Origin of the sequence: Pseudomonas syringae pv. cilantro (genome assembly GCF_001293775.1) — a bacterium.
Lineage (GTDB): Bacteria > Pseudomonadota > Gammaproteobacteria > Pseudomonadales > Pseudomonadaceae > Aquipseudomonas > Aquipseudomonas syringae_P.
Genome location: NZ_LGLN01000071.1, coordinates 19,459 through 37,688 on the forward strand (window position 1 = coordinate 19,459; position 18,230 = coordinate 37,688).

The following is an 18,230-nucleotide window of genomic DNA, read 5'->3' on the forward strand; positions in this document are numbered from 1 at the left end:
CGGAAATCAGGTGATTCAGTGCGTGGGCGTCAGGCGCGCTGGCTGAGCAGGGCCATGAAACGGTCGATTTCGGCCTCGTTGTTCAGCAGTCCCGGCGCGGTGCGTACCACCGGGCCGACATCGCGACTCACCGCATCGACCACCATGCGTTGCTTCATCAGCCACGCGGCCACCTCGTCACTTTCCTGGCCCTTGAGCCGGAAGAAACTGAAACCCGCCGACAGCGCAGGGTCCATCGGCGTTACTAGCTCGACATTCGGCTGTGCATGAAGACGTTGCTTGAGGTAGCTGTTGAGCTCGTGAATGCGCGACTGCACCTCGGCCTTGCCCAGTTGCAGGTGCAGCTTGAACGCCTCGTTCAGCGCCCAGCGATGCTCGAACGAGTGATAGCCGCCGGGCGTCATGATCGTGCCGAAGTTGGTCGTTTCCGAGAACGTCGGAATCAGCGGGGTGAGCTCTTTGACCTGCTCCGAGCGGGCGCAAACGATGCCGGTGCCGCGCGGGCCAAACATCCACTTGTGCGTGCCCGCGACGTAGAAGTCGCACTTCATCTCCGGAAAATCCAGGTTCTCTACGCCAAAGCCGTGCACGCCATCGACCACGTACAGGATGCGATCCTTGTCGTCGCGGTTGCGGTTGTGTTCTTCGACCAGATCACCAATGGCCTCAATCGGCAGCTTCACACCGCTGCCCGACTGCACCCAGGTCATGCCCAGCACCCGCGTCTTCGGCTGAATGCTGCGGGCGATGGAACCGATAATCTCGTCTGCCGAAACAGTGGCCGGGTCCTTGAACAGGCGAATCTTGCGCACCTGCGTACCGTCGCGTTGCTGGCGGAACTTGAGGATATCGCGGGTGCAGGAGTGTTCGTGCTCGGTGGTCAGGATCTCCTGATCCGGGCGTACGTGAAGGCCGCCGTAGATGATTGCCAGCCCTTCGGTGGTGCTGCCGGTCAGGGCGATCTGGCCGGGTTGGGCATTCAGGTACTTGCCTGCCCAGACCCGAACCTCATGCTCGCGGCGCTCGGTTTCCTGCAGGTCCCAGTCCATGGCCAGACCGGGATTGCGGTCGATGTGCGCACGATGTTGCTCGATGGCGTCGCGCACCGGTTTGGGGTGCGAAGTGACCAGGAAGTTGGAAAAGTGGATGTAGTCCGGGTCCTGATTGAACAGCTGTTTCAGGCGTGTCCATTTGTCTGTGGCTATTGGCTCGGGCGCTGTTATTGGTTCGGCTGCTGTTGCCAGGCTGGAGCCCAGTGGCAGGGCTGCAGCGAGTAAGCCGGCCTGTTTGAGAAAGGTTCTGCGGTCAGTCATGAGCGGTTTCGCCTGATGTTGGGGTAGCGGCGTTCGAGAGGTCCGTTTGTTTCGCATCAGGACGCGCCGAAGCCTGAACCTGGTCCCAGACGCGCAGGAAATTGCCGCCCCAGAGTTTGGTGATGTCGGCTTCGGCGTAACCGCGTTCGATCAGCTCGGCGGTCACATTGCGAACCTCGCTGACATCGTTGAAGCCTTTCACGCCGCCGCCATCGTTGAAGTCGGAACTGATGCCGACGTGGTCGATACCGATCTTCCTGACCGTGTAATCGATGGCGTCGACAAAATCCTTGACCGTGGCCTTGGGTTCTTCCTCCAGAATCGCGTACAGCTTGCTGGCGTAGGCACCGAAACGCTGCTCGGGCCAGACGGTGATGATCGGATCGCCCGGCATCAGCGCCATCGCCAGGTTCGGCAATGGCGGCAGGTCAAAATCCTTGCGCAGGGCGTTGAGCTTGTCTTGGGTTTTCTGGGTCAGCGGCTTCAAATACGCCGGGAATGCCACGATCTGCACCACGCCGCCGCTTTGCTTGATGAGCTGCATTTCCTCGTCACTGAGGTTGCGCGGGATGTCCACCAGCGCGCGCGGCGCCGAGTGCGAGGCGACCATCGGCGTGCGGCTCAGCTCGCTGACCTGTTGCAGCGCTTTGCTGGACATCTGCGACACGTCGATGATCACACCCAGGTCGTTGAGACGCTGCACAGCCTGCTTGCCGATCTCCGACAGGCCGCCCAGCGCGTCGGGCGTGTCGTTGAGGAAGGGCAGGGGCCGCGAAGAGTCGGCCCAGCTGTTATTGCCCACGTAGCTGAAACCGAACATGCGCATGCCGCGCGCGGTCCAGTGGTCCAGCAGGTTCAGGTCGTCGCCCAGCGGGTAGGCGTTGAGCATGCTGATGAAGATCGCAAACTTGCCCTCGCCGTGCAGGCGGCGCATGTCGTCCGGGGTGTAGGCGATGCCGACCTGATTGGGGAAGTCGCGAACCATGCCGGTGATGATTTTGTAACGCACTTCCTGCTGATGACGCGCTTCGTCAACAAAGCCAGGGGTCGGACGATGCGGGGCGTTGTCGCCGTTCCAGATCTCCGGCCAGCCGAATACCGTCAGTGCCGCGCCGGAGAGCCTGCCGCGGGCGGTTTTCACCAGGTCGAACTGCCCCGAACCGTCCTTGTCGGCCTCGTTGCCCTCGCTGCCGAATTTCATCGGCACGGTGATGTGGCTGTCGAAGGAAATGATCCGCTCTTGCAGGTCGTCGGCCTGTTTCATGATCTTCACCGGGTAACCGGCGGGCAAGCCGTAATTCCAGGCCAGAAAACCCGCGCCTGCACTGATGGCCAGAGCCAGCGGCAGGCCGATTAAGAGAGCCTTTTTCCAACGCGGTCTTGTCATTTCCGTCTCGTTTGATTAACCGTGGCGCAGCCCGCAAGGGCCGTTGCTATCTGGTGGAGAACGAGCGGATGGGCGAAAAATTTAGCGCAACGTGCTGTGGGCAGGCGTTGAGCTAAATTTGTCTGCCGGTTTTACGTTCTAGCTTGGATAACGGCGGTCTCGGGTTGGAACAGGTAGGCAATGACGATTTCTCGACGAGGGTTCATGGCAGGGTTGGCGCTGACCGGTGCGGCGCTTCCGGCTGCTTATTACGCGCACCGCGAACTTGCCCGAGTCGAGGAGCCTGTGACGCCGGGCGAGGCCACGGCCGGGCCTGCGGACACCTCCACTCAGCGTCTGGCCGACAAACTGCGCGGGGTCTGGACCCTGCGTTTCGAGGGCCGCGATGCCGGGCTGGCCGATGCGCCGCTGCAAGGCCTGGAAATGTTTCTCGACATTGCCCCGCGTGGGCGTGGCCTGCGTGGTTATATCGACACGACCGAGCGACTGCGCGGCGAGGGCATGCCACGCTTCCGGGTGATCGGCGACCTGCAACCGGCCAACGCGGCAAAACTGTATCTGCGGGTCATGGACGGCCATGCTGGTAATGATCCGCACAGCGACACCCCTGATTACGAACTCAGCCTGACCCTCGATGAAGTCTGGGGCGCGTTCGGCAATGCCGGCAGCGGCACGCTGAGCGGGCGTGTCGAGCGACTGGATCGGCCATTGGCTTTGCCGGAACTGGAAAGCCGCCTGATCGCCATCAAACAGGTTTTCCCCGAAGCGCGGGAGCGGGTGGCTTTGAGTCCGCCATTTCTGGCCTGGCTGGTTTCCAAGGAGCATCGCCTGTTTCACCAGCTCTGGCATGCGTCTCGGGACAAATGGCACAAACTGCCCGAGGATAAACGCGATGCTCTGCGCGGCATCGGTTGGCAGCCGGGGCCGCGCGAAAAAGAGCGTGATGCCCGTGGCCCGCACAAGGACCGTAACGGTTCGGGTGAAGACTTTTTCTACATGCACCGGCACATGCTGATTCAGGCCCGCAAGATTCAGGACCTGCCGTCGTGGCCGCGCTTTCCGTTGCCGCAGCCGGAGCTTGAACGCGACCGGTTGGGCTTTGCCCGCTACTTCGACAATCACGACGGCTGCGCCTTGCCGCCCAACTGGCTGGCGCAGGGCGACGAGGAATACACGCAGCTGGTCAGCGACATCAAAAGCCACGAGACCTACCACACGCACTTTGAGGTGTGGGAATCGCAGTACCGCGATCCGCGATTTCTGTCGAAACTGACGTTGGGGCAATTTGGTTCACAGGTCGAGCTGGAGCTGCACGACTGGCTGCACATGCGCTGGGCCTCGGTGGCCCGCGACCCGGCCAATGGCCAGCCGGTACCGATGGCACGCCGCTCGGATGATTTTGCCGAGCGCTGGTTCGAGCCGGAAAACGACTTTCTCGCCGACCCGTTTTCATCGCACGTGAACCCGGTGTTCTGGATGTTCCATGGCTGGATCGACGACCGCATCGAGGACTGGTTCCGCGCCCATGAGCGCTTTCATCCGGGCGAAGTGAAACGCCTGGAAGTCAACGGCGTGCCGTGGTTTGCGCCAGGCCGCTGGGTGAAAGTCAGCGACCCCTGGCTGGGACCGGACACCCACGGTTGCAGCACCGTGCCCGGTCAGGCGGCAGGCACAACCATGGAAATGGACCCGGAAGTGATGAAGCTTGCGTTACGGATTACCTTTGCGGCGGATGACAAATTGAGCAACCTGTTACGCCGTGTACCGCGCAGACCGTGGTATGCAAGGAATCTGTTGCCGGACAGGTGGTTTTGACGGGACAAGTTCTGATATGCCCGAAAAACCGGTTTTTTTTGTGGGAGCGGACGGGCGAGAAATCGGTTTTTTGTGGGAGCGGACTTGTCCGCGAAGACGGTAGTTCAAACGGCGCATTTTAGGAGAGCATACCTACGCTTTCGCGGACAAGTCCGCTCCCACAAAAGCCCCATTTTTTGATTGCTTCAGGACTTTTTTAATGCTTAGCGCGGAGCATGGGCAGGGTAGTGTGTGTTTTCCAGACACTTCTTTTTCCTCACGCTCCACGGCGTGGGGATGCAGCTCTTGACGCTCTGCTTCGCAACCTGCGCAGCAATGCATACGACCCGTTCAGCGCACTTGCCAACCCCCGCCCAGCGCTTTATACAGCGCAATGCTCGCCTGCAGGCGCGCTAGCCGCAGTTGCACACTGACATCCTGCGCCAGGTACAGCGTGCGCTGGGTTTCCAGTACGGTGAGCAGGTCCTCGGCGCCTTCCTGATATCGGCTCTGGGCGATGCGGAAGGCGGTTTGCGCCTGTTTGAGCTCTTCTTCGTGCCAGTAGCGTTGCTGGTCCAGGCCGCTGATGCTGTTCAGGGCTTTTTCGACGTCGGCGAAGCTGTTGATGATCGCGCCGCGGTAGGTTTCCAGCAGTTCTTGCTGGCGCGCCGTGGCCTTGTCGCGTTCGGCGCTCAGGCGGCCATTGTTGAAGATCGGGCCGACTAGCCCGGCGGCCAGGCTGCTGAACGGCGCACGCAGCCAGTCTTCGGCGCGGGTCGCTTCGGTGCCCAGCCTGGCACTCAGCGTCAGCTTCGGCAGCATCGCTGCGCGGGCCACTGCAACGTTGGCCTGCGCGGCCGCCAGTTCGGCTTCGGCCTTGGCCAGATCAGGGCGGCGGGTCAGCAAGTCGCTGGGCGCACCTGCGCCGATGTCCGGCCAGTTCAAGGTGTCGAAGGCCTGATCGCTCAGTTTGAGATGCTGCACCGGCTGGCCGAGCAGCGCCGCAAGGATGATCAACTGTTCGTTGGCCAGTTGCTGGATGCGCGGCAGTTCGCGTTGCTGGGTGGCGACCAGATTCTTTTGTTGCGCCAGCTCCAGCGCAGTGGCCGAACCCGAGTCATAGCGGGTCTGCACCAGCCTCAGAACGCGCTGCGCATTGTCCAGGTTGAGCCCGGCGATCCGCCCTTGCTCGCGCGCCGCCAGGGTTTGCGCATAGCGGTCGGCGATGTTGCTGAGCAGGGTCAGTTCCACGGTCGCCTGATCGAACTCGCTGGCGCGCAGGCCCTGTAACGCGCTGTCGCGTCCGGCCGCTATACCACCCCAGAAGTCCACTTCGTAGCTGGCGGTCAGGTCGCTGGTGAAGTTGTTGGTGTTATTGTCGTCCGAAGGGTTGGCCTTGCGGTCGCTGTTGCGCACGAATTTGTTACGTTCCCCGCGCAGGTCAAAGGCCAGTTCCGGCAACAACGGCGCGCCACCGATGATGGCGGTTGCCTGGGCCTGACGCACCCGCGCCATCGCTGCAGCCACTTCATGGCTGTCGCGGCTGGCCTGGGCGATCAGACGGTTGAGTTCCGGGCTGCCGAAGCGTTGCCACCATTGGGCATCGCTGCGCTGGCTGGCGGCGCGTTCGGCAAATGCCCAGCTTGCGGGTGGCTGGATGCCGCTGTCCAGATGCGGAGCAGGCGTATTGCAAGCGCTCAGCAACAGGCAGACGGTCAGCAGGGAAAGGCATGGCTTCATCGAATGGTCATTCACTGGTAAGGGCCGCTACCGGGTCAAGCCGGGCAGCTTTGCGGGCCGGCATGAAGCCGAAAATCACGCCGGTGAACAGCGCGCAGGCAAAGGCGCCGATCACCGCAGACAGGGTGAAGGCCACCGCCACCTTACTCGCGAGCAAGGCCGCGCCCATCGCCAGCGCCAGCACGATACCGGCCAGCCCGCCGACCACCGAGAGCATCACCGCTTCGGTGAGGAACTGGCGCAAAATGTCGCGCTGCCGCGCCCCGGTGGCCATGCGAATGCCGATTTCGCGGGTGCGTTCGCGCACCGTCATGAGCATGATGTTCATCACCCCGATGCCGCCGACCAGCAGCGAGATGGCAGCAATCGAGCCAAGCATCAGTGACAGGGTGTTCTGGGTGCGCGCTTCGGCCTGGATCATCGCGGCGTTGTTGGTCAGTTCATAATCCTGTTTGCCGTTGTGCAGGCGTTGCAGCAGGCTGCGAATCGCTGCTTCGGCCTGCTTGACGTTATTGGCGTCGCGGGTGGCGATGGTGATGTACTCCGGGTCTTGCGAGCCGAACAGGCGGATGCTCGCCGACGAATACGGAATGGCGATGCGGTTGTCGCTGTCCAGATCGCCCGAGGTCGCGCCTTTTTCCTGGAGCACGCCGACCACCTGAAACGGCACGTTCTCGATGAGGATGTACTGACCGATAGGGTCAATGCGATCACCGAACAGCTTTTGCCGGACTTTGTAACCAATCACGGCCACAGCGGCTGCGCTTTGCTCGTCGGCCTCGCTGAAATAACTGCCTTCCACCACCGGCCAGTTAAAGATCGCCGGGAAGTGCGTGTCGTTGCCGCCGACGTAGCTGGAGTGATCGACATTGCCGAAGCGTACCCCGGCCTGTCCGCCATTGACCGGCATGATCATTTTGACTTCGGGCAGCTCGCCCAGCGCGGCGACTTCCTCCAGGGTGATGACACCTTTGGGCGCGCGCGGATTGGGTGCCTTGCCGTTCAGATAAATGATGTTGGAGCCGAACGAGGACATCTGCGCCATGACCTGGCGCTTGCTGCCTTCGCCGACCGCCAGCATGACCACCACCGATGCGACGCCGATGACGATGCCCAACAACGTCAGCGCAGTACGAAAACGGTTGACCCACATGACCCGCCAGGCTGCCTGAACGGCGTCGAGCAGCTCGCCTTTCCAGGCCCCGCGACTGCCGCTGCCTTCGCTCAGGCGCTTGCGCAGATCGACGGCCTGCAACGCGGCCGGGTTGGCTGAACTTGGCGTGGACAGATCGCGGGCGGTATCGCTGATCACCAGGCCGTCGCTGATCTCGATGACCCGATTGGCGCGCGCAGCGACTTCCCGGTCGTGGGTGATCAGGATCACCACGTGCCCCTGGCTGGCGAGTTCGTCCAGCAGGGTCATGACCTCGGCACCGCTGTGGCTGTCCAGCGCGCCGGTGGGTTCGTCGGCAAGAATGATGTGCCCGCCATTCATCAAGGCACGGGCGATGGACACCCGTTGCTGCTGGCCACCGGACAACTGGTGTGGACGGTTGCCGGTGCGTGACGCCAGGCCCAGGCGGTCGAGCAGGGCAGCAGCCCGTGCGTGGCGCTCTGTGGCGGGCGTACCGGCGTAGATGGCTGGCATCTCGACGTTTTCCTGCGCCGAGCCGGACGGGATCAGGTGGTAGCCCTGAAACACGAAACCGAACGCTTCGCGACGCAGCCAGGCCAGTTCGTCGCTGCCCAGTTCGGCAACGTTTTCCCCGGCAAACAGGTAGTCGCCCGATGTCGGACGGTCCAGGCAGCCGAGAATGTTCATCAGCGTCGATTTGCCGGAGCCGGACGCGCCGACAATCGCCACGAACTCACCGGCATGGATCGACAGGTCGATGCCGCGCAGCACGTTGACCCGCGGGCTGTCACCACCGCCGTAGGATTTGCGGATGCCCCGCAGGTCGATCAGCGGCGTGTGCATTTAGCCTCCGCTGCCGACGGGAGCGGGCACCAGCAGGCGATCACCTTCGCTGAGCCCGTCGATAACCTGCACGCGCAGACGGTCGCTGATCCCGGTGCGTACCTGGCGCTTCTGTACCTCGCCATTGGCGGCCAGCACCTGTGCGGTCTGAACATCGGCTTGCGCGCCGTTTTGCAGGGCCGCGAGCGGGGCGGTGAGGGTATTTTCGGCTTTGCCGGCGACGAAGAAGATCTGCGCGGTCATTTCTGCCATCAGCGCCTGATCGTTGTTGTCGACGTCCAGTAAAACCGTGTAGAGCACCACACGGCCACCGCCGCTTTTGCGCGAACTGCTCGGGCTGCCGCCACCCTGATTGGCCTGGTCCAGCGGTCTGGGCGGCACCGGCAGAATCTGCCGCACGGTGCTGCTCCAGCGCCGGTTGCCGCCACTGAGCGTGGTGAAATAGGCGGTCATGCCGGGTTTGACGTGGCCGATGTCGGCTTCCGACACTTCGGCCCAGACGGTCATCGGTGACAACCGGGCGATGCGCAGAATCAACGGGGTCTGTTGTTGCGCATTGAGGGTCTGGCCTTCGCGGGCGTCCAGCGCGACCACGGTGCCGCTCATGGGCGCAAAGATGCGCGTGTAACCCAGCGCCGCTTCGTCACTGCGCAGCGCGGCCTGTGCTTCGAGAATCTGCGCCTTGAACATGTCGACTCGTGCCTGGGTGGCACGAAATTCCGATTCCGCAGCCTGTACGTCCTCGGCCCGCGTGGCACCGCCTGCGGCAAGGCGCTTCTGGCGCTGCTGCTTCTGTTCGGCCAGTTCGTGCAGAGCACGCTGCTCCTGGAGCTGGGCCTTGAGGTTGTCGATGGCGTAACGCGCAGCGTCGAGTTTGGCTTTTTGCGTCGACGGGTCGATTTCCACCAGCAAGTCGCCTTCCTTGACCTGATCGCCGACCTGCGCGTGGATCTTCATGATCTGCCCGCTGGCTTGCGAGCCAACGTCCACGTAACTGCGCGGCTGCAGAGTACCTAGCGCGGTCACGCTGTTTTCGATGGTGCCGCGGGTCACTGTTACGGTCGATACATTGCCTTTGCCGTCGGGCAGGATCTGCCAGGCACATACAGCAATGACCGGAAACAGACACAGCGCCACGAGGAGGGCGCGTCGAGGGTATCGAGAGCGTTTCATGCAGATTCCTGCGCTGGGAGGTCAGCCGGTCGACAGGCGACGGCCACGAGAGCTGCCCTTTAGACGAGGAATGCAGACAACAATTTAGCGCCGATCACGGGCTGTACGATTCAACTAAAAATCTGCTCCCGTACTTCGTTTAACGGGGGCGGCTAATTCGGGTCGTGTTGTCGAGGTGGAGTCAGCGTGATTATGTCCAGAGCATTGCCCTGTTTTCTGTTTGCAGGCCTTTCGTTCGCTGTAGTTTTGCCTGCGCAGGCGCTGGTTGCGAATGAACAAAAGGCCGCTGGCGCCGAGATCCGGCGCACCGGTTTTGGTGTGCCGCACATCGTGGCCGCCGATGAACGAGGCTTGGGGTTCGGCATCGGTTACGCCTATGCGCAGGACAACCTGTGCCTGCTGGCCAATGAAATCGTCACCGTCAACGGCGAGCGCTCTCGTTATTTCGGGCCGGACAAGGCGACCCTTGAACAGCGCAATAACATGGCCAGCGACCTGCTGTTCCAGTGGCTCAATACGCCAGAGGCGCTGGCGGATTTCTGGAAAGCCCAGCCGCCCGAGATTCGCCAGTTGATGCAGGGCTATGTCGCCGGTTACAACCGTTCGCTGGCCGAGCAGACCACCCAAGGCCTGCCGCAACCCTGTGCGGCCGAGTGGGTGCGACCGATCAGCACTGACGATCTGGTGCGCCTGACCCGCCGACTGCTGATCGAAGGTGGTGTCGGGCAGTTCACCGAAGCCTTTGCCGGTGCCAAGCCGCCTTCGGCGCAAAAGCCGTTGCAGACAGATAGTCAACAGGCTCAGGCGCTGCAACTGGCCGCCGCGCGCAACGAGCGCTTTGCTCTGGAGCGTGGCAGCAATGCAGTGGCGGTGGGCCGTGACTTGTCCGCCAACGGGCGCGGCATGCTGCTGGCCAATCCGCACTTTCCGTGGGGCGGCGGCATGCGCTTCTATCAGATGCACCTGACCATCCCCGGCAAGCTGGACGTCATGGGCGCCGCTTTACCGGGCCTGCCGTTGATCAACATCGGCTTCAACCAGCATCTGGCCTGGAGTCATACTGTCGACACGTCGAAGCACTTCACGTTGCACCGTTTGCAGCTCGACCCGAAGGATTCGACCCGTTACCTGCTGGACGGCAAATCAGTTGCAATGGGCAAACAGCAGGTAAATGTTGAGGTGAAACAGCCGGACGGCAGCCTCAAGACTGTGCCACGCATCATTTATTCATCGAAATTTGGCCCGGTGGTGCAGTGGCCGGGCAAGCTGGACTGGGATGAAAAGTTCGCCTTCAGCCTGCGCGATGCCAACCTGAAAAACGACCGCGTGCTGCAGCAGTGGTATGCGATGGACAAGGCTGACAGCCTCAAGGCGTTTCAGGATTCAGTGCACAGGATTCAGGGCATCCCGTGGGTCAACACGTTGGCGGTCGATGCCAAAGGGCAGGCGCTGTACATGAATATTTCGGTGGTGCCGAACGTTGACGCCGTGAAGCTCGCCAAGTGCAGTGACCCGCGCATCGGCACCGAACTGATTGTCCTCGACGGCTCGCGCAGTGAGTGCAACTGGGATGTGTCTCCCGAGGCGGCGCAAGCGGGTATTTACCCGTCGTCGCGCCAGCCGCAACTGCTGCGCACCGATTTCGTGCAGCACTCCAATGACTCGGCCTGGATGGTCAATCCGGCTGCGCCGCTGAAGGACTTCTCGCCGCTGATCAGCCAGGACGGTCAGCCGCTGGGCCAGCGGGCGCGTTTTGCACTGGATCGGCTGGAGGCTTTTAAAAAAACAGGCGTGGAAAAGACAGGCAAGGTCAGCGTCGAGAACCTGCAAGCGATGGTCATGGACAACGAGGTGTATCACGCCGGGCAAGTGCTGCCGGACCTGCTCAAGTTCTGCGCCTCGGACTTGGGGAGCGACGCAGCGCGTCTGACGCCGTTGTGCTCCGCCCTGAAAGCCTGGGACGGGCGTGCTGACCTGAACAGCGGCATCGGGTTTGTGTACTTCCAGCGCATCGTGACGTCCATGCAGGCCGTCGCCTCTCGCTGGCGCATGGCGTTCGACCCGCAGAACCCGGTCCATACGCCCAGCGGGCTGGCCATTGAATACCCGGAAGTCGCCACCGCGCTGCGCGCCGCCATGCTTGCGGCGGTCGATGAGGTGGCCAAGGCCGGTCTCTCTGCCGAGACCCGATGGGGCGATATTCAGGTTTCCAGCATCAGCGGCAAACCGATCCCGATTCACGGTGGGCCGGCCGGGCTGGGCATCTATAACGCCATGCAGACGGTCGCTGGCAAAGACGGCAAACGCGAAGTGGTCAGCGGCACCAGCTATCTGCAAGTGGTGACATTCGATGAACATGGCCCGAAGGCGCAGGGTTTGCTGGCGTTTTCCGAGTCGAGTAACCCGCAGTCCGCCCATTCCCGGGACCAGACAGAGGCGTTCTCGAAAAAACAATGGAGTACGCTGCCGTTCACCGAGCAGCAGATAAAAGCTGATCGGGCGTATCAGGTGCAGGTGATCAAGGAATAAATCGCAAGCGCATTTGGGCCATACGACCCAAATGCGCTTTCTGCGGCTCAGCCGCCCTGAGTGTCGATATCGGCATCAATACCCTGCGTCTGCTGGTGATTGCGCTGGTCCTCGGTTTTTTCGCCTTCAATTTCATGGTCCGGTACATAGGCACTGTCGTCGGATGTCGGGCTTTGGCTTTGCGACTGGCTTTGGCTGGGAGCAGGGGTTTGCCCCGGATTATGGCCATCACCTTTTTCAGTCTCCGGCCCTTCATCCGAAACCTGCCGCTCGATGGCCGGATCGTTACGGTTCGGGCCTTGATCCGCTGGCGTGTGCTGGCCGGGTGGCTGTTCTTTTTGACGTTGCGGTTCGATGGACATGACTACCTCGATATCGGATTCAGAAAAGGGTCTGACAGGGTTTCGAGGGGTGGCGCTATAGATCGTTCGATTCAGTTGCTAAGTGGTGGTGACGATGGGGGGGCGTGTGAGGCTATTGGAGAGGCGATGTTCGCGAAGGTGGCCGTCAGTTGCATGAGATGCATTGACGGGAACATAGCCTTCGCGAACAAGCGAAGCGTCGCCCGGTCCGCTCCAGAGATACATGCAGCGCGGTTAGAGCACCTTCTTGATCGCGTCGCAGACCACGTCAATATTCTTCTGATTCAGCGCTGCCACGCAGATACGGCCGGTGTCCAGGGCGTAGATGCCGAATTCGCTGCGCAGGCGCTGGGCCTGTGCGGCGGTCAGGCCGGAGTAGGAGAACATGCCGCACTGACGGCCGACAAAGCTGAAATCCTGCCCGGCCGGGTTATCGGCCAGGCGCTCGACCATCGCTTTGCGCATGCCCTGGATGCGCACGCGCATCTCGCCGAGTTCTTCTTCCCACATCGCGCGCAATGCCGGGTCGTTGAGCACCGCAGCGGAGATGATCGCGCCGTGGGTCGGCGGGTTGGAGTAGTTGGTACGGATCACGCGCTTGACCTGCGACAGGACGCGGGCGGTTTCTTCTTTCGATTCGGTAATGATCGACAACGCACCGACACGCTCGCCGTACAGCGACAGCGATTTGGAGAACGAGCTTGAGGCAAAGAAGGTCAGGCCCGATTCGGCAAACAGGCGCACCGCCAGGGCGTCTTCCTGAATGCCTTGGCCAAAGCCCTGATAAGCCATGTCCAGAAACGGTACGTGGCCCTTTGCCTTGACCACTTCCAGCACCTTTTTCCAGTCGTCCAGGCTCAGATCGACGCCGGTCGGGTTGTGGCAGCAGGCGTGCAGGACGACCACCGAATTGTTCGGCAGGTTCTGCAGGTCTTCGAGCATGCCGGCGCGGTTGACGTCGTGAGTGGCGGCATCGTAATAGCGATAGTTCTGCACCGGGAAACCGGCGGTCTCGAATAGCGCGCGGTGGTTTTCCCAGCTTGGGTCGCTGATGGCTACCACTGCGTTGGGCAGCAGTTGCTTGAGGAAGTCGGCACCGATCTTCAAGGCACCCGTGCCGCCCACCGATTGAGTGGTCAGCACCCGGCCCGAGGCGATCAGCGGTGAATCGGCACCCAGCAGCAGTTTTTGCACGGCCTGGTCGTAGGCGGCAATGCCGTCGATCGGCAGGTAGCCGCGCGGCGCGTGCTGGGCGACACGGATCTTTTCAGCTTCGGCCACGGCACGCAGCAGAGGAATGCGCCCGTCTTCATCACAGTAGACGCCCACGCCAAGGTTGACCTTGGTGGTACGGGGGGCGGCGTTGAAGGCTTCGTTGATACCCAGGATCGGATCGCGGGGTGCCATTTCGACAGCGGAGAACAGGCTCATTGTGCGGCGGCTCTTGATGAAGAGTGGGAAGGGGGCTACACGCTGCGGCTCGATGCGCCGCAGCGGTGCGCAAGCAGGGGCTAGTATAGAGAGCATCCCCTCGTCGGGCGACAGGGCGGGGCGGGTTTTTTACAGGTTTTTGCGCATATTTGCAGAACGTTCGTGCCGTTCAAACCTCAATGCTTTAGGTGCGTGACTTGAAAGGCCAGCATATGGCTCCATCTAGTAAGCATCATTTCAAAACATCGTACGCACTTTCCCTGCGGGATCGGGCGTTGGCGATGATTTCGTCTTGGCCTGTCCAGTCAGGTGCAGGCGAGCCCTTTGCGCGATCCTGTCGCGTACGAATCAAGTCCGGTATGAATCAAGAGGTCAGTTATGTCCGAGTTCCAGCTCGTCACCCGTTTTGAGCCAGCCGGCGATCAGCCCGAGGCCATTCGCCAACTGGTCGAAGGGATCGACGCGGGGCTCGCGCACCAGACCTTGCTGGGTGTAACCGGCTCGGGCAAGACCTTCAGCATCGCCAACGTCATTTCCCAGATCAAACGACCGACCCTGGTGCTGGCGCCGAACAAGACCCTCGCAGCGCAGTTGTACGGCGAATTCAAGGCGTTCTTCCCGAACAACGCCGTGGAATACTTCGTTTCCTACTACGACTACTACCAGCCCGAAGCCTATGTGCCGTCGTCCGACACCTTCATCGAGAAGGATGCGTCGATCAACGATCACATCGAACAGATGCGCCTGTCCGCGACCAAGGCCCTGCTGGAACGCAAGGACGCGATTATCGTCACCACCGTGTCGTGCATCTATGGTCTGGGCAGCCCGGAAACCTACCTGCGCATGGTGCTGCACGTCGACCGTGGCGACAAACTCGACCAGCGTGCCTTGCTGCGCCGTCTGGCGGACCTGCAATACACCCGTAACGACATGGACTTTGCCCGTGCGACGTTTCGGGTGCGTGGCGACGTGATCGACATCTATCCTGCCGAATCCGATCTGGAAGCGATCCGTATCGAGCTGTTCGACGACGAAGTCGAAAGTCTGTCGGCGTTCGATCCGCTGACCGGCGAGGTGATCCGCAAGCTGCCGCGCTTTACTTTCTATCCCAAAAGCCACTACGTCACGCCGCGCGAGACGCTGGTCGAAGCGATGGAAAACATCAAGGTCGAACTGCAAGAGCGGCTGGAATACCTGCGCAGTCAGAACAAGCTGGTGGAAGCCCAGCGTCTGGAACAGCGCACCCGTTTCGATCTGGAAATGATGCTGGAGCTGGGCTACTGCAACGGTATCGAAAACTACTCGCGCTACCTGTCGGGCCGTCCGTCCGGCGCGCCGCCGCCGACCTTGTTCGACTACCTGCCCGCCGATGCCTTGCTGGTGATCGACGAGTCCCACGTCAGCGTGCCGCAAGTCGGCGCGATGTACAAAGGCGACCGTTCACGCAAGGAAACGCTGGTCGAGTATGGTTTTCGTCTGCCGTCGGCGCTGGATAACCGGCCCATGCGCTTCGACGAGTGGGAAGCGATCAGCCCGCAGACCATTTTTGTTTCGGCCACGCCGGGCAACTACGAGGCGGAACACGCAGGGCGCGTTGTTGAGCAGGTCGTGCGTCCGACCGGTCTGGTCGACCCGCAGATCGAAATCCGCCCGGCGCTGACCCAGGTCGATGACCTGTTGTCGGAAATCCACAAACGCGCGGCGCTCGAAGAGCGGGTTCTGGTGACCACGCTGACCAAGCGCATGTCCGAGGACTTGACCGATTACCTCAGTGACCATGGCGTGCGGGTGCGTTACCTGCACTCGGATATCGATACGGTGGAGCGCGTCGAGATCATTCGCGATTTGCGACTGGGTACGTTTGACGTGCTGGTGGGCATCAACCTGCTGCGCGAGGGCCTGGACATGCCGGAAGTGTCGCTGGTGGCGATTCTCGATGCCGACAAGGAAGGCTTCCTGCGTTCCGACCGCTCGCTGATCCAGACCATCGGCCGGGCAGCGCGTAACCTCAATGGCCGGGCGATTCTGTATGCCGACCGCATCACCGGGTCGATGGAGCGCGCCATCGGCGAGACCGAGCGGCGTCGCGAGAAACAGATCGCTTTCAACCTGGAACACGGCATCACCCCCAAGGGCGTGTTCAAGGACGTGGCCGACATCATGGAAGGCGCCACCGTGCCGGGTTCGCGCAGCAAAAAGCGCAAAGGGATGGCCAAGGCCGCCGAAGAAAACGCCCGCTACGAAAACGAACTGCGCTCGCCGAGTGAGATCAACAAGCGCATTCGCCAACTGGAAGAAAAGATGTACCAACTGGCCCGCGACCTGGAATTCGAAGCCGCCGCGCAGATGCGCGACGAGATCGGCAAATTGCGGGAACGGTTGCTGGCGGTTTGATCCGCTGGTGATAATCACGCTGAGTGCTCTGCGGTTTTGCTGCCGGTTCCCGGCAGTTCGCGGACAAGCGAAGCGACGCCCGATCCGCTCCCACACGGCAGATCGCGGGCACCTGTGGGAGATCGCGGACACTTGTGGGAGTGGACTTGTCCACGAAGACGTTTCTACATATGCAATGGTTTTACCGCCGGTTCCCGGCAGTTCGCGGACAAGTCCGCTCCTACAGATTCCGGACACTTGTGGACTTGTCCACGAAGACGTCGCCCGGTCCGCTCCTACATTCCGGCAGATCGCGGACACTTGTGGGAGTGGACTTGTCCACGAAGACGTTCTATGGAGGCGATCACATCACCCGCGCTGGAGCCGCAGCCCCCCCGCCTGTTAACATCCCGCGCTTGATCGACCTATTTCGGGATTTTCCATGACCACCGTTCGTACCCGCATCGCGCCATCGCCCACAGGCGACCCTCACGTCGGCACGGCCTACATCGCACTGTTCAACTACTGCTTTGCCAAACAGCACGGCGGCGAGTTCATTCTGCGCATTGAAGACACCGATCAGTTGCGCTCGACCCGCGAGTCCGAACAGCAGATTTTCGACGCGCTGCGCTGGCTGGGCATCGAATGGAGCGAAGGTCCGGACGTCGGCGGTCCACACGGTCCGTACCGGCAGAGCGAGCGGGGCGATATCTACCAGAAATACGCACAGCAACTGGTCGAACTGGGCCATGCCTTCCCGTGCTTCTGCACCGCTGAAGAGCTCGACGAGATGCGTGCCGAGCAACAGGCCAAAGGCGAAACTCCGCGTTACGACGGTCGTGCCTTGTTGCTCTCCAAAGAAGAAGTCCAGCGCCGTCTGGACGCTGGCGAGCCGCACGTCATCCGCATGAAGGTACCGACCGAAGGCGTCTGCGTGGTGCCGGACATGCTGCGTGGCGAAGTCGAGATCCCGTGGGACCGCATGGATATGCAGGTCCTGATGAAGACCGACGGGCTGCCGACCTACTTCCTGGCCAACGTGGTCGATGACCACCTGATGGGCATCACCCACGTGCTGCGTGGCGAAGAATGGCTGCCATCGGCACCGAAACTGATCCTGCTCTACGAATATTTCGGCTGGGACAAACCGCAGTTGTGCTACATGCCGCTGTTGCGTAACCCCGACAAGAGCAAGCTGTCCAAGCGCAAGAACCCGACCTCGGTGACCTTTTACGAGCGCATGGGCTTCATGCCGGAAGCGATGCTCAACTACCTGGGCCGCATGGGCTGGTCGATGCCGGACGAGCGCGAGAAGTTCTCGTTGCAGGAAATGGTCGACAACTTTGACCTGTCCCGCGTCTCGCTGGGCGGGCCGATCTTCGACATCGAGAAGCTCTCCTGGCTCAACGGCCAGTGGCTGCGTGAACTGCCGGTCGAGGAATTTGCCTCGCGTCTGCAGACCTGGGCACTGAACCCCGAGTACATGATGAAGATCGCGCCGCATGTGCAGGGCAGGGTAGAGACCTTCAGCCAGGTCGCGCCGCTGGCGGGCTTCTTCTTCGCGGGCGGTGTTACGCCTGATGTGAAGCTGTTCGAGCACAAGAAACTGTCGCCCGATCAGGTGCGTCAGGTCATGCAGTTGATCCTGTGGAAACTCGAATCGCTGCGTCAGTGGGAGAAAGAGCGAATCATGGGCTGCATCCAGGCGGTGGTCGAGCACCTTGAACTCAAGCTGCGTGACGCCATGCCGCTCATGTTTGCAGCGATCACTGGTCAGGCCAACTCGGTCTCGGTGACCGACGCGATGGAAATCCTCGGGCCGGACCTGACCCGCTTCCGCCTGCGTCAGGCGCTGGATTTGCTGGGTGGCGTCTCGAAGAAAGAAAACAAGGAATGGGAAAAGCTGTTGGGCGCCATTGCCTGAGGCACAGGCCCGCACGTCTGAATCGCCCCCGGTTTTCCGGGGGTTGAAAGGTAAGTGGTTGTATTACCGACAAAAAACTTTGGAAATTGTAAAAAATAAATTTGACAGGTCAGCGGCTCACGCTTAATATGCGCCCCGTCCACTGATGTGGGGCTTTAGCTCAGCTGGGAGAGCGCCTGCATGGCATGCAGGAGGTCAGCGGTTCGATCCCGCTAAGCTCCACCAA

The 18,230-nt window shown here is 61.5% G+C and carries 11 protein-coding genes and 1 tRNA gene; 5 read left to right on the plus strand and 7 right to left on the minus strand.

Annotated features, from left to right (window positions below):
• Positions 1-29 precede the first annotated feature (29 nt).
• Positions 30-1,313 carry a pyoverdine-tailoring periplasmic protein PvdN gene (pvdN, locus tag ABJ99_RS19010; RefSeq protein WP_054087130.1) on the minus strand — a complete coding sequence of 428 codons (1,284 nt, stop codon included), beginning with the start codon at positions 1,311-1,313 and terminating at the stop codon, positions 30-32.
• Positions 1,306-2,700: a pyoverdine-tailoring dipeptidase-like protein PvdM gene (gene pvdM / locus ABJ99_RS19015; protein ID WP_054087131.1), complete on the minus strand. Its 1,395-nt coding sequence runs from the start codon at positions 2,698-2,700 to the stop codon at positions 1,306-1,308. Before pvdM ends, pvdN begins: the two co-directional genes overlap by 8 nt.
• Before the next feature lie 180 nt (positions 2,701-2,880).
• Between pvdM and pvdP the strand changes: the two genes are divergently transcribed.
• Positions 2,881-4,515 carry a pyoverdine maturation tyrosinase PvdP gene (gene pvdP / locus ABJ99_RS19020; RefSeq protein ID WP_054087132.1) on the plus strand — a complete coding sequence of 545 codons (1,635 nt, stop codon included), beginning with the start codon at positions 2,881-2,883 and terminating at the stop codon, positions 4,513-4,515.
• A 330-nt stretch (positions 4,516-4,845) separates the two neighbouring features.
• Here pvdP and ABJ99_RS19025 read toward each other — a convergent pair whose 3' ends face one another.
• Genes ABJ99_RS19025 through ABJ99_RS19035 form a run of 3 tightly spaced genes read right to left on the minus strand, consistent with a single transcriptional unit; the run spans position 4,846 to position 9,385 of the window.
• Positions 4,846-6,234 (minus strand): efflux transporter outer membrane subunit, encoded by a 1,389-nt coding sequence (locus ABJ99_RS19025; RefSeq protein WP_054087133.1) that lies wholly within the window; start codon positions 6,232-6,234, stop codon positions 4,846-4,848.
• Between the two features lie 7 nt (positions 6,235-6,241).
• On the minus strand, positions 6,242-8,212 hold the full coding sequence (locus ABJ99_RS19030; protein WP_054087134.1) for a MacB family efflux pump subunit: 1,971 nt from the start codon (positions 8,210-8,212) through the stop codon (positions 6,242-6,244).
• The gene (locus ABJ99_RS19035) at positions 8,213-9,385 is read right to left on the minus strand and encodes an efflux RND transporter periplasmic adaptor subunit (protein WP_054087135.1); all 1,173 of its coding nucleotides are present in this window, start codon (positions 9,383-9,385) and stop codon (positions 8,213-8,215) included.
• 192 nt (positions 9,386-9,577) lie between these two features.
• Here ABJ99_RS19035 and pvdQ point away from each other — a divergent pair, with 192 nt between their 5' ends.
• Positions 9,578-11,914 (plus strand): bifunctional acylase PvdQ, encoded by a 2,337-nt coding sequence (pvdQ, locus tag ABJ99_RS19040; protein ID WP_054087136.1) that lies wholly within the window; start codon positions 9,578-9,580, stop codon positions 11,912-11,914.
• Positions 11,915-11,961: 47 nt separating this feature from the next.
• On the opposite strand, the gene ABJ99_RS19045 is transcribed toward pvdQ, so the two are convergent.
• Entirely contained in the window at positions 11,962-12,276 is a 315-nt protein-coding gene (locus ABJ99_RS19045; protein WP_054087137.1) for a hypothetical protein, read from the minus strand.
• A 234-nt stretch (positions 12,277-12,510) separates the two neighbouring features.
• Positions 12,511-13,707: an amino acid aminotransferase gene (locus tag ABJ99_RS19050; RefSeq protein ID WP_054087138.1), complete on the minus strand. Its 1,197-nt coding sequence runs from the start codon at positions 13,705-13,707 to the stop codon at positions 12,511-12,513.
• Positions 13,708-14,085: 378 nt separating this feature from the next.
• Here ABJ99_RS19050 and uvrB point away from each other — a divergent pair, with 378 nt between their 5' ends.
• From uvrB to ABJ99_RS19065, 3 genes are all read left to right on the plus strand, one after another.
• Positions 14,086-16,101, plus strand: coding sequence for an excinuclease ABC subunit UvrB (gene uvrB, locus ABJ99_RS19055; protein WP_054087139.1), 2,016 nt, complete (start codon positions 14,086-14,088; stop codon positions 16,099-16,101).
• A gap of 421 nt (positions 16,102-16,522) precedes the next feature.
• Complete coding sequence (gene gltX / locus ABJ99_RS19060) at positions 16,523-18,004, plus strand: glutamate--tRNA ligase (RefSeq protein ID WP_054087140.1); 1,482 nt, start codon at positions 16,523-16,525, stop codon at positions 18,002-18,004.
• A 149-nt stretch (positions 18,005-18,153) separates the two neighbouring features.
• Positions 18,154-18,229 (plus strand) — tRNA-Ala (locus tag ABJ99_RS19065).
• Position 18,230 lies beyond the last annotated feature (1 nt).

Bases quoted from the DNA above. Each gene is read 5' to 3' on its own strand.
- ABJ99_RS19030 (WP_054087134.1), bottom strand. From the start codon at position 8,212: ATGCACACGCCGCTGATCGACCTGCGGGGCATCCGCAAATCCTACGGC.
- pvdP (WP_054087132.1), top strand. From the start codon at position 2,881: ATGACGATTTCTCGACGAGGGTTCATGGCAGGGTTGGCGCTGACCGGT.
- ABJ99_RS19045 (WP_054087137.1), bottom strand. From the start codon at position 12,276: ATGTCCATCGAACCGCAACGTCAAAAAGAACAGCCACCCGGCCAGCAC.
- uvrB (WP_054087139.1), top strand. From the start codon at position 14,086: ATGTCCGAGTTCCAGCTCGTCACCCGTTTTGAGCCAGCCGGCGATCAG.
- ABJ99_RS19025 (WP_054087133.1), bottom strand. From the start codon at position 6,234: ATGAAGCCATGCCTTTCCCTGCTGACCGTCTGCCTGTTGCTGAGCGCT.
- ABJ99_RS19035 (WP_054087135.1), bottom strand. From the start codon at position 9,385: ATGAAACGCTCTCGATACCCTCGACGCGCCCTCCTCGTGGCGCTGTGT.
- pvdN (WP_054087130.1), bottom strand. From the start codon at position 1,313: ATGACTGACCGCAGAACCTTTCTCAAACAGGCCGGCTTACTCGCTGCA.
- pvdM (WP_054087131.1), bottom strand. From the start codon at position 2,700: ATGACAAGACCGCGTTGGAAAAAGGCTCTCTTAATCGGCCTGCCGCTG.
- ABJ99_RS19050 (WP_054087138.1), bottom strand. From the start codon at position 13,707: ATGAGCCTGTTCTCCGCTGTCGAAATGGCACCCCGCGATCCGATCCTG.
- gltX (WP_054087140.1), top strand. From the start codon at position 16,523: ATGACCACCGTTCGTACCCGCATCGCGCCATCGCCCACAGGCGACCCT.
- pvdQ (WP_054087136.1), top strand. From the start codon at position 9,578: ATGTCCAGAGCATTGCCCTGTTTTCTGTTTGCAGGCCTTTCGTTCGCT.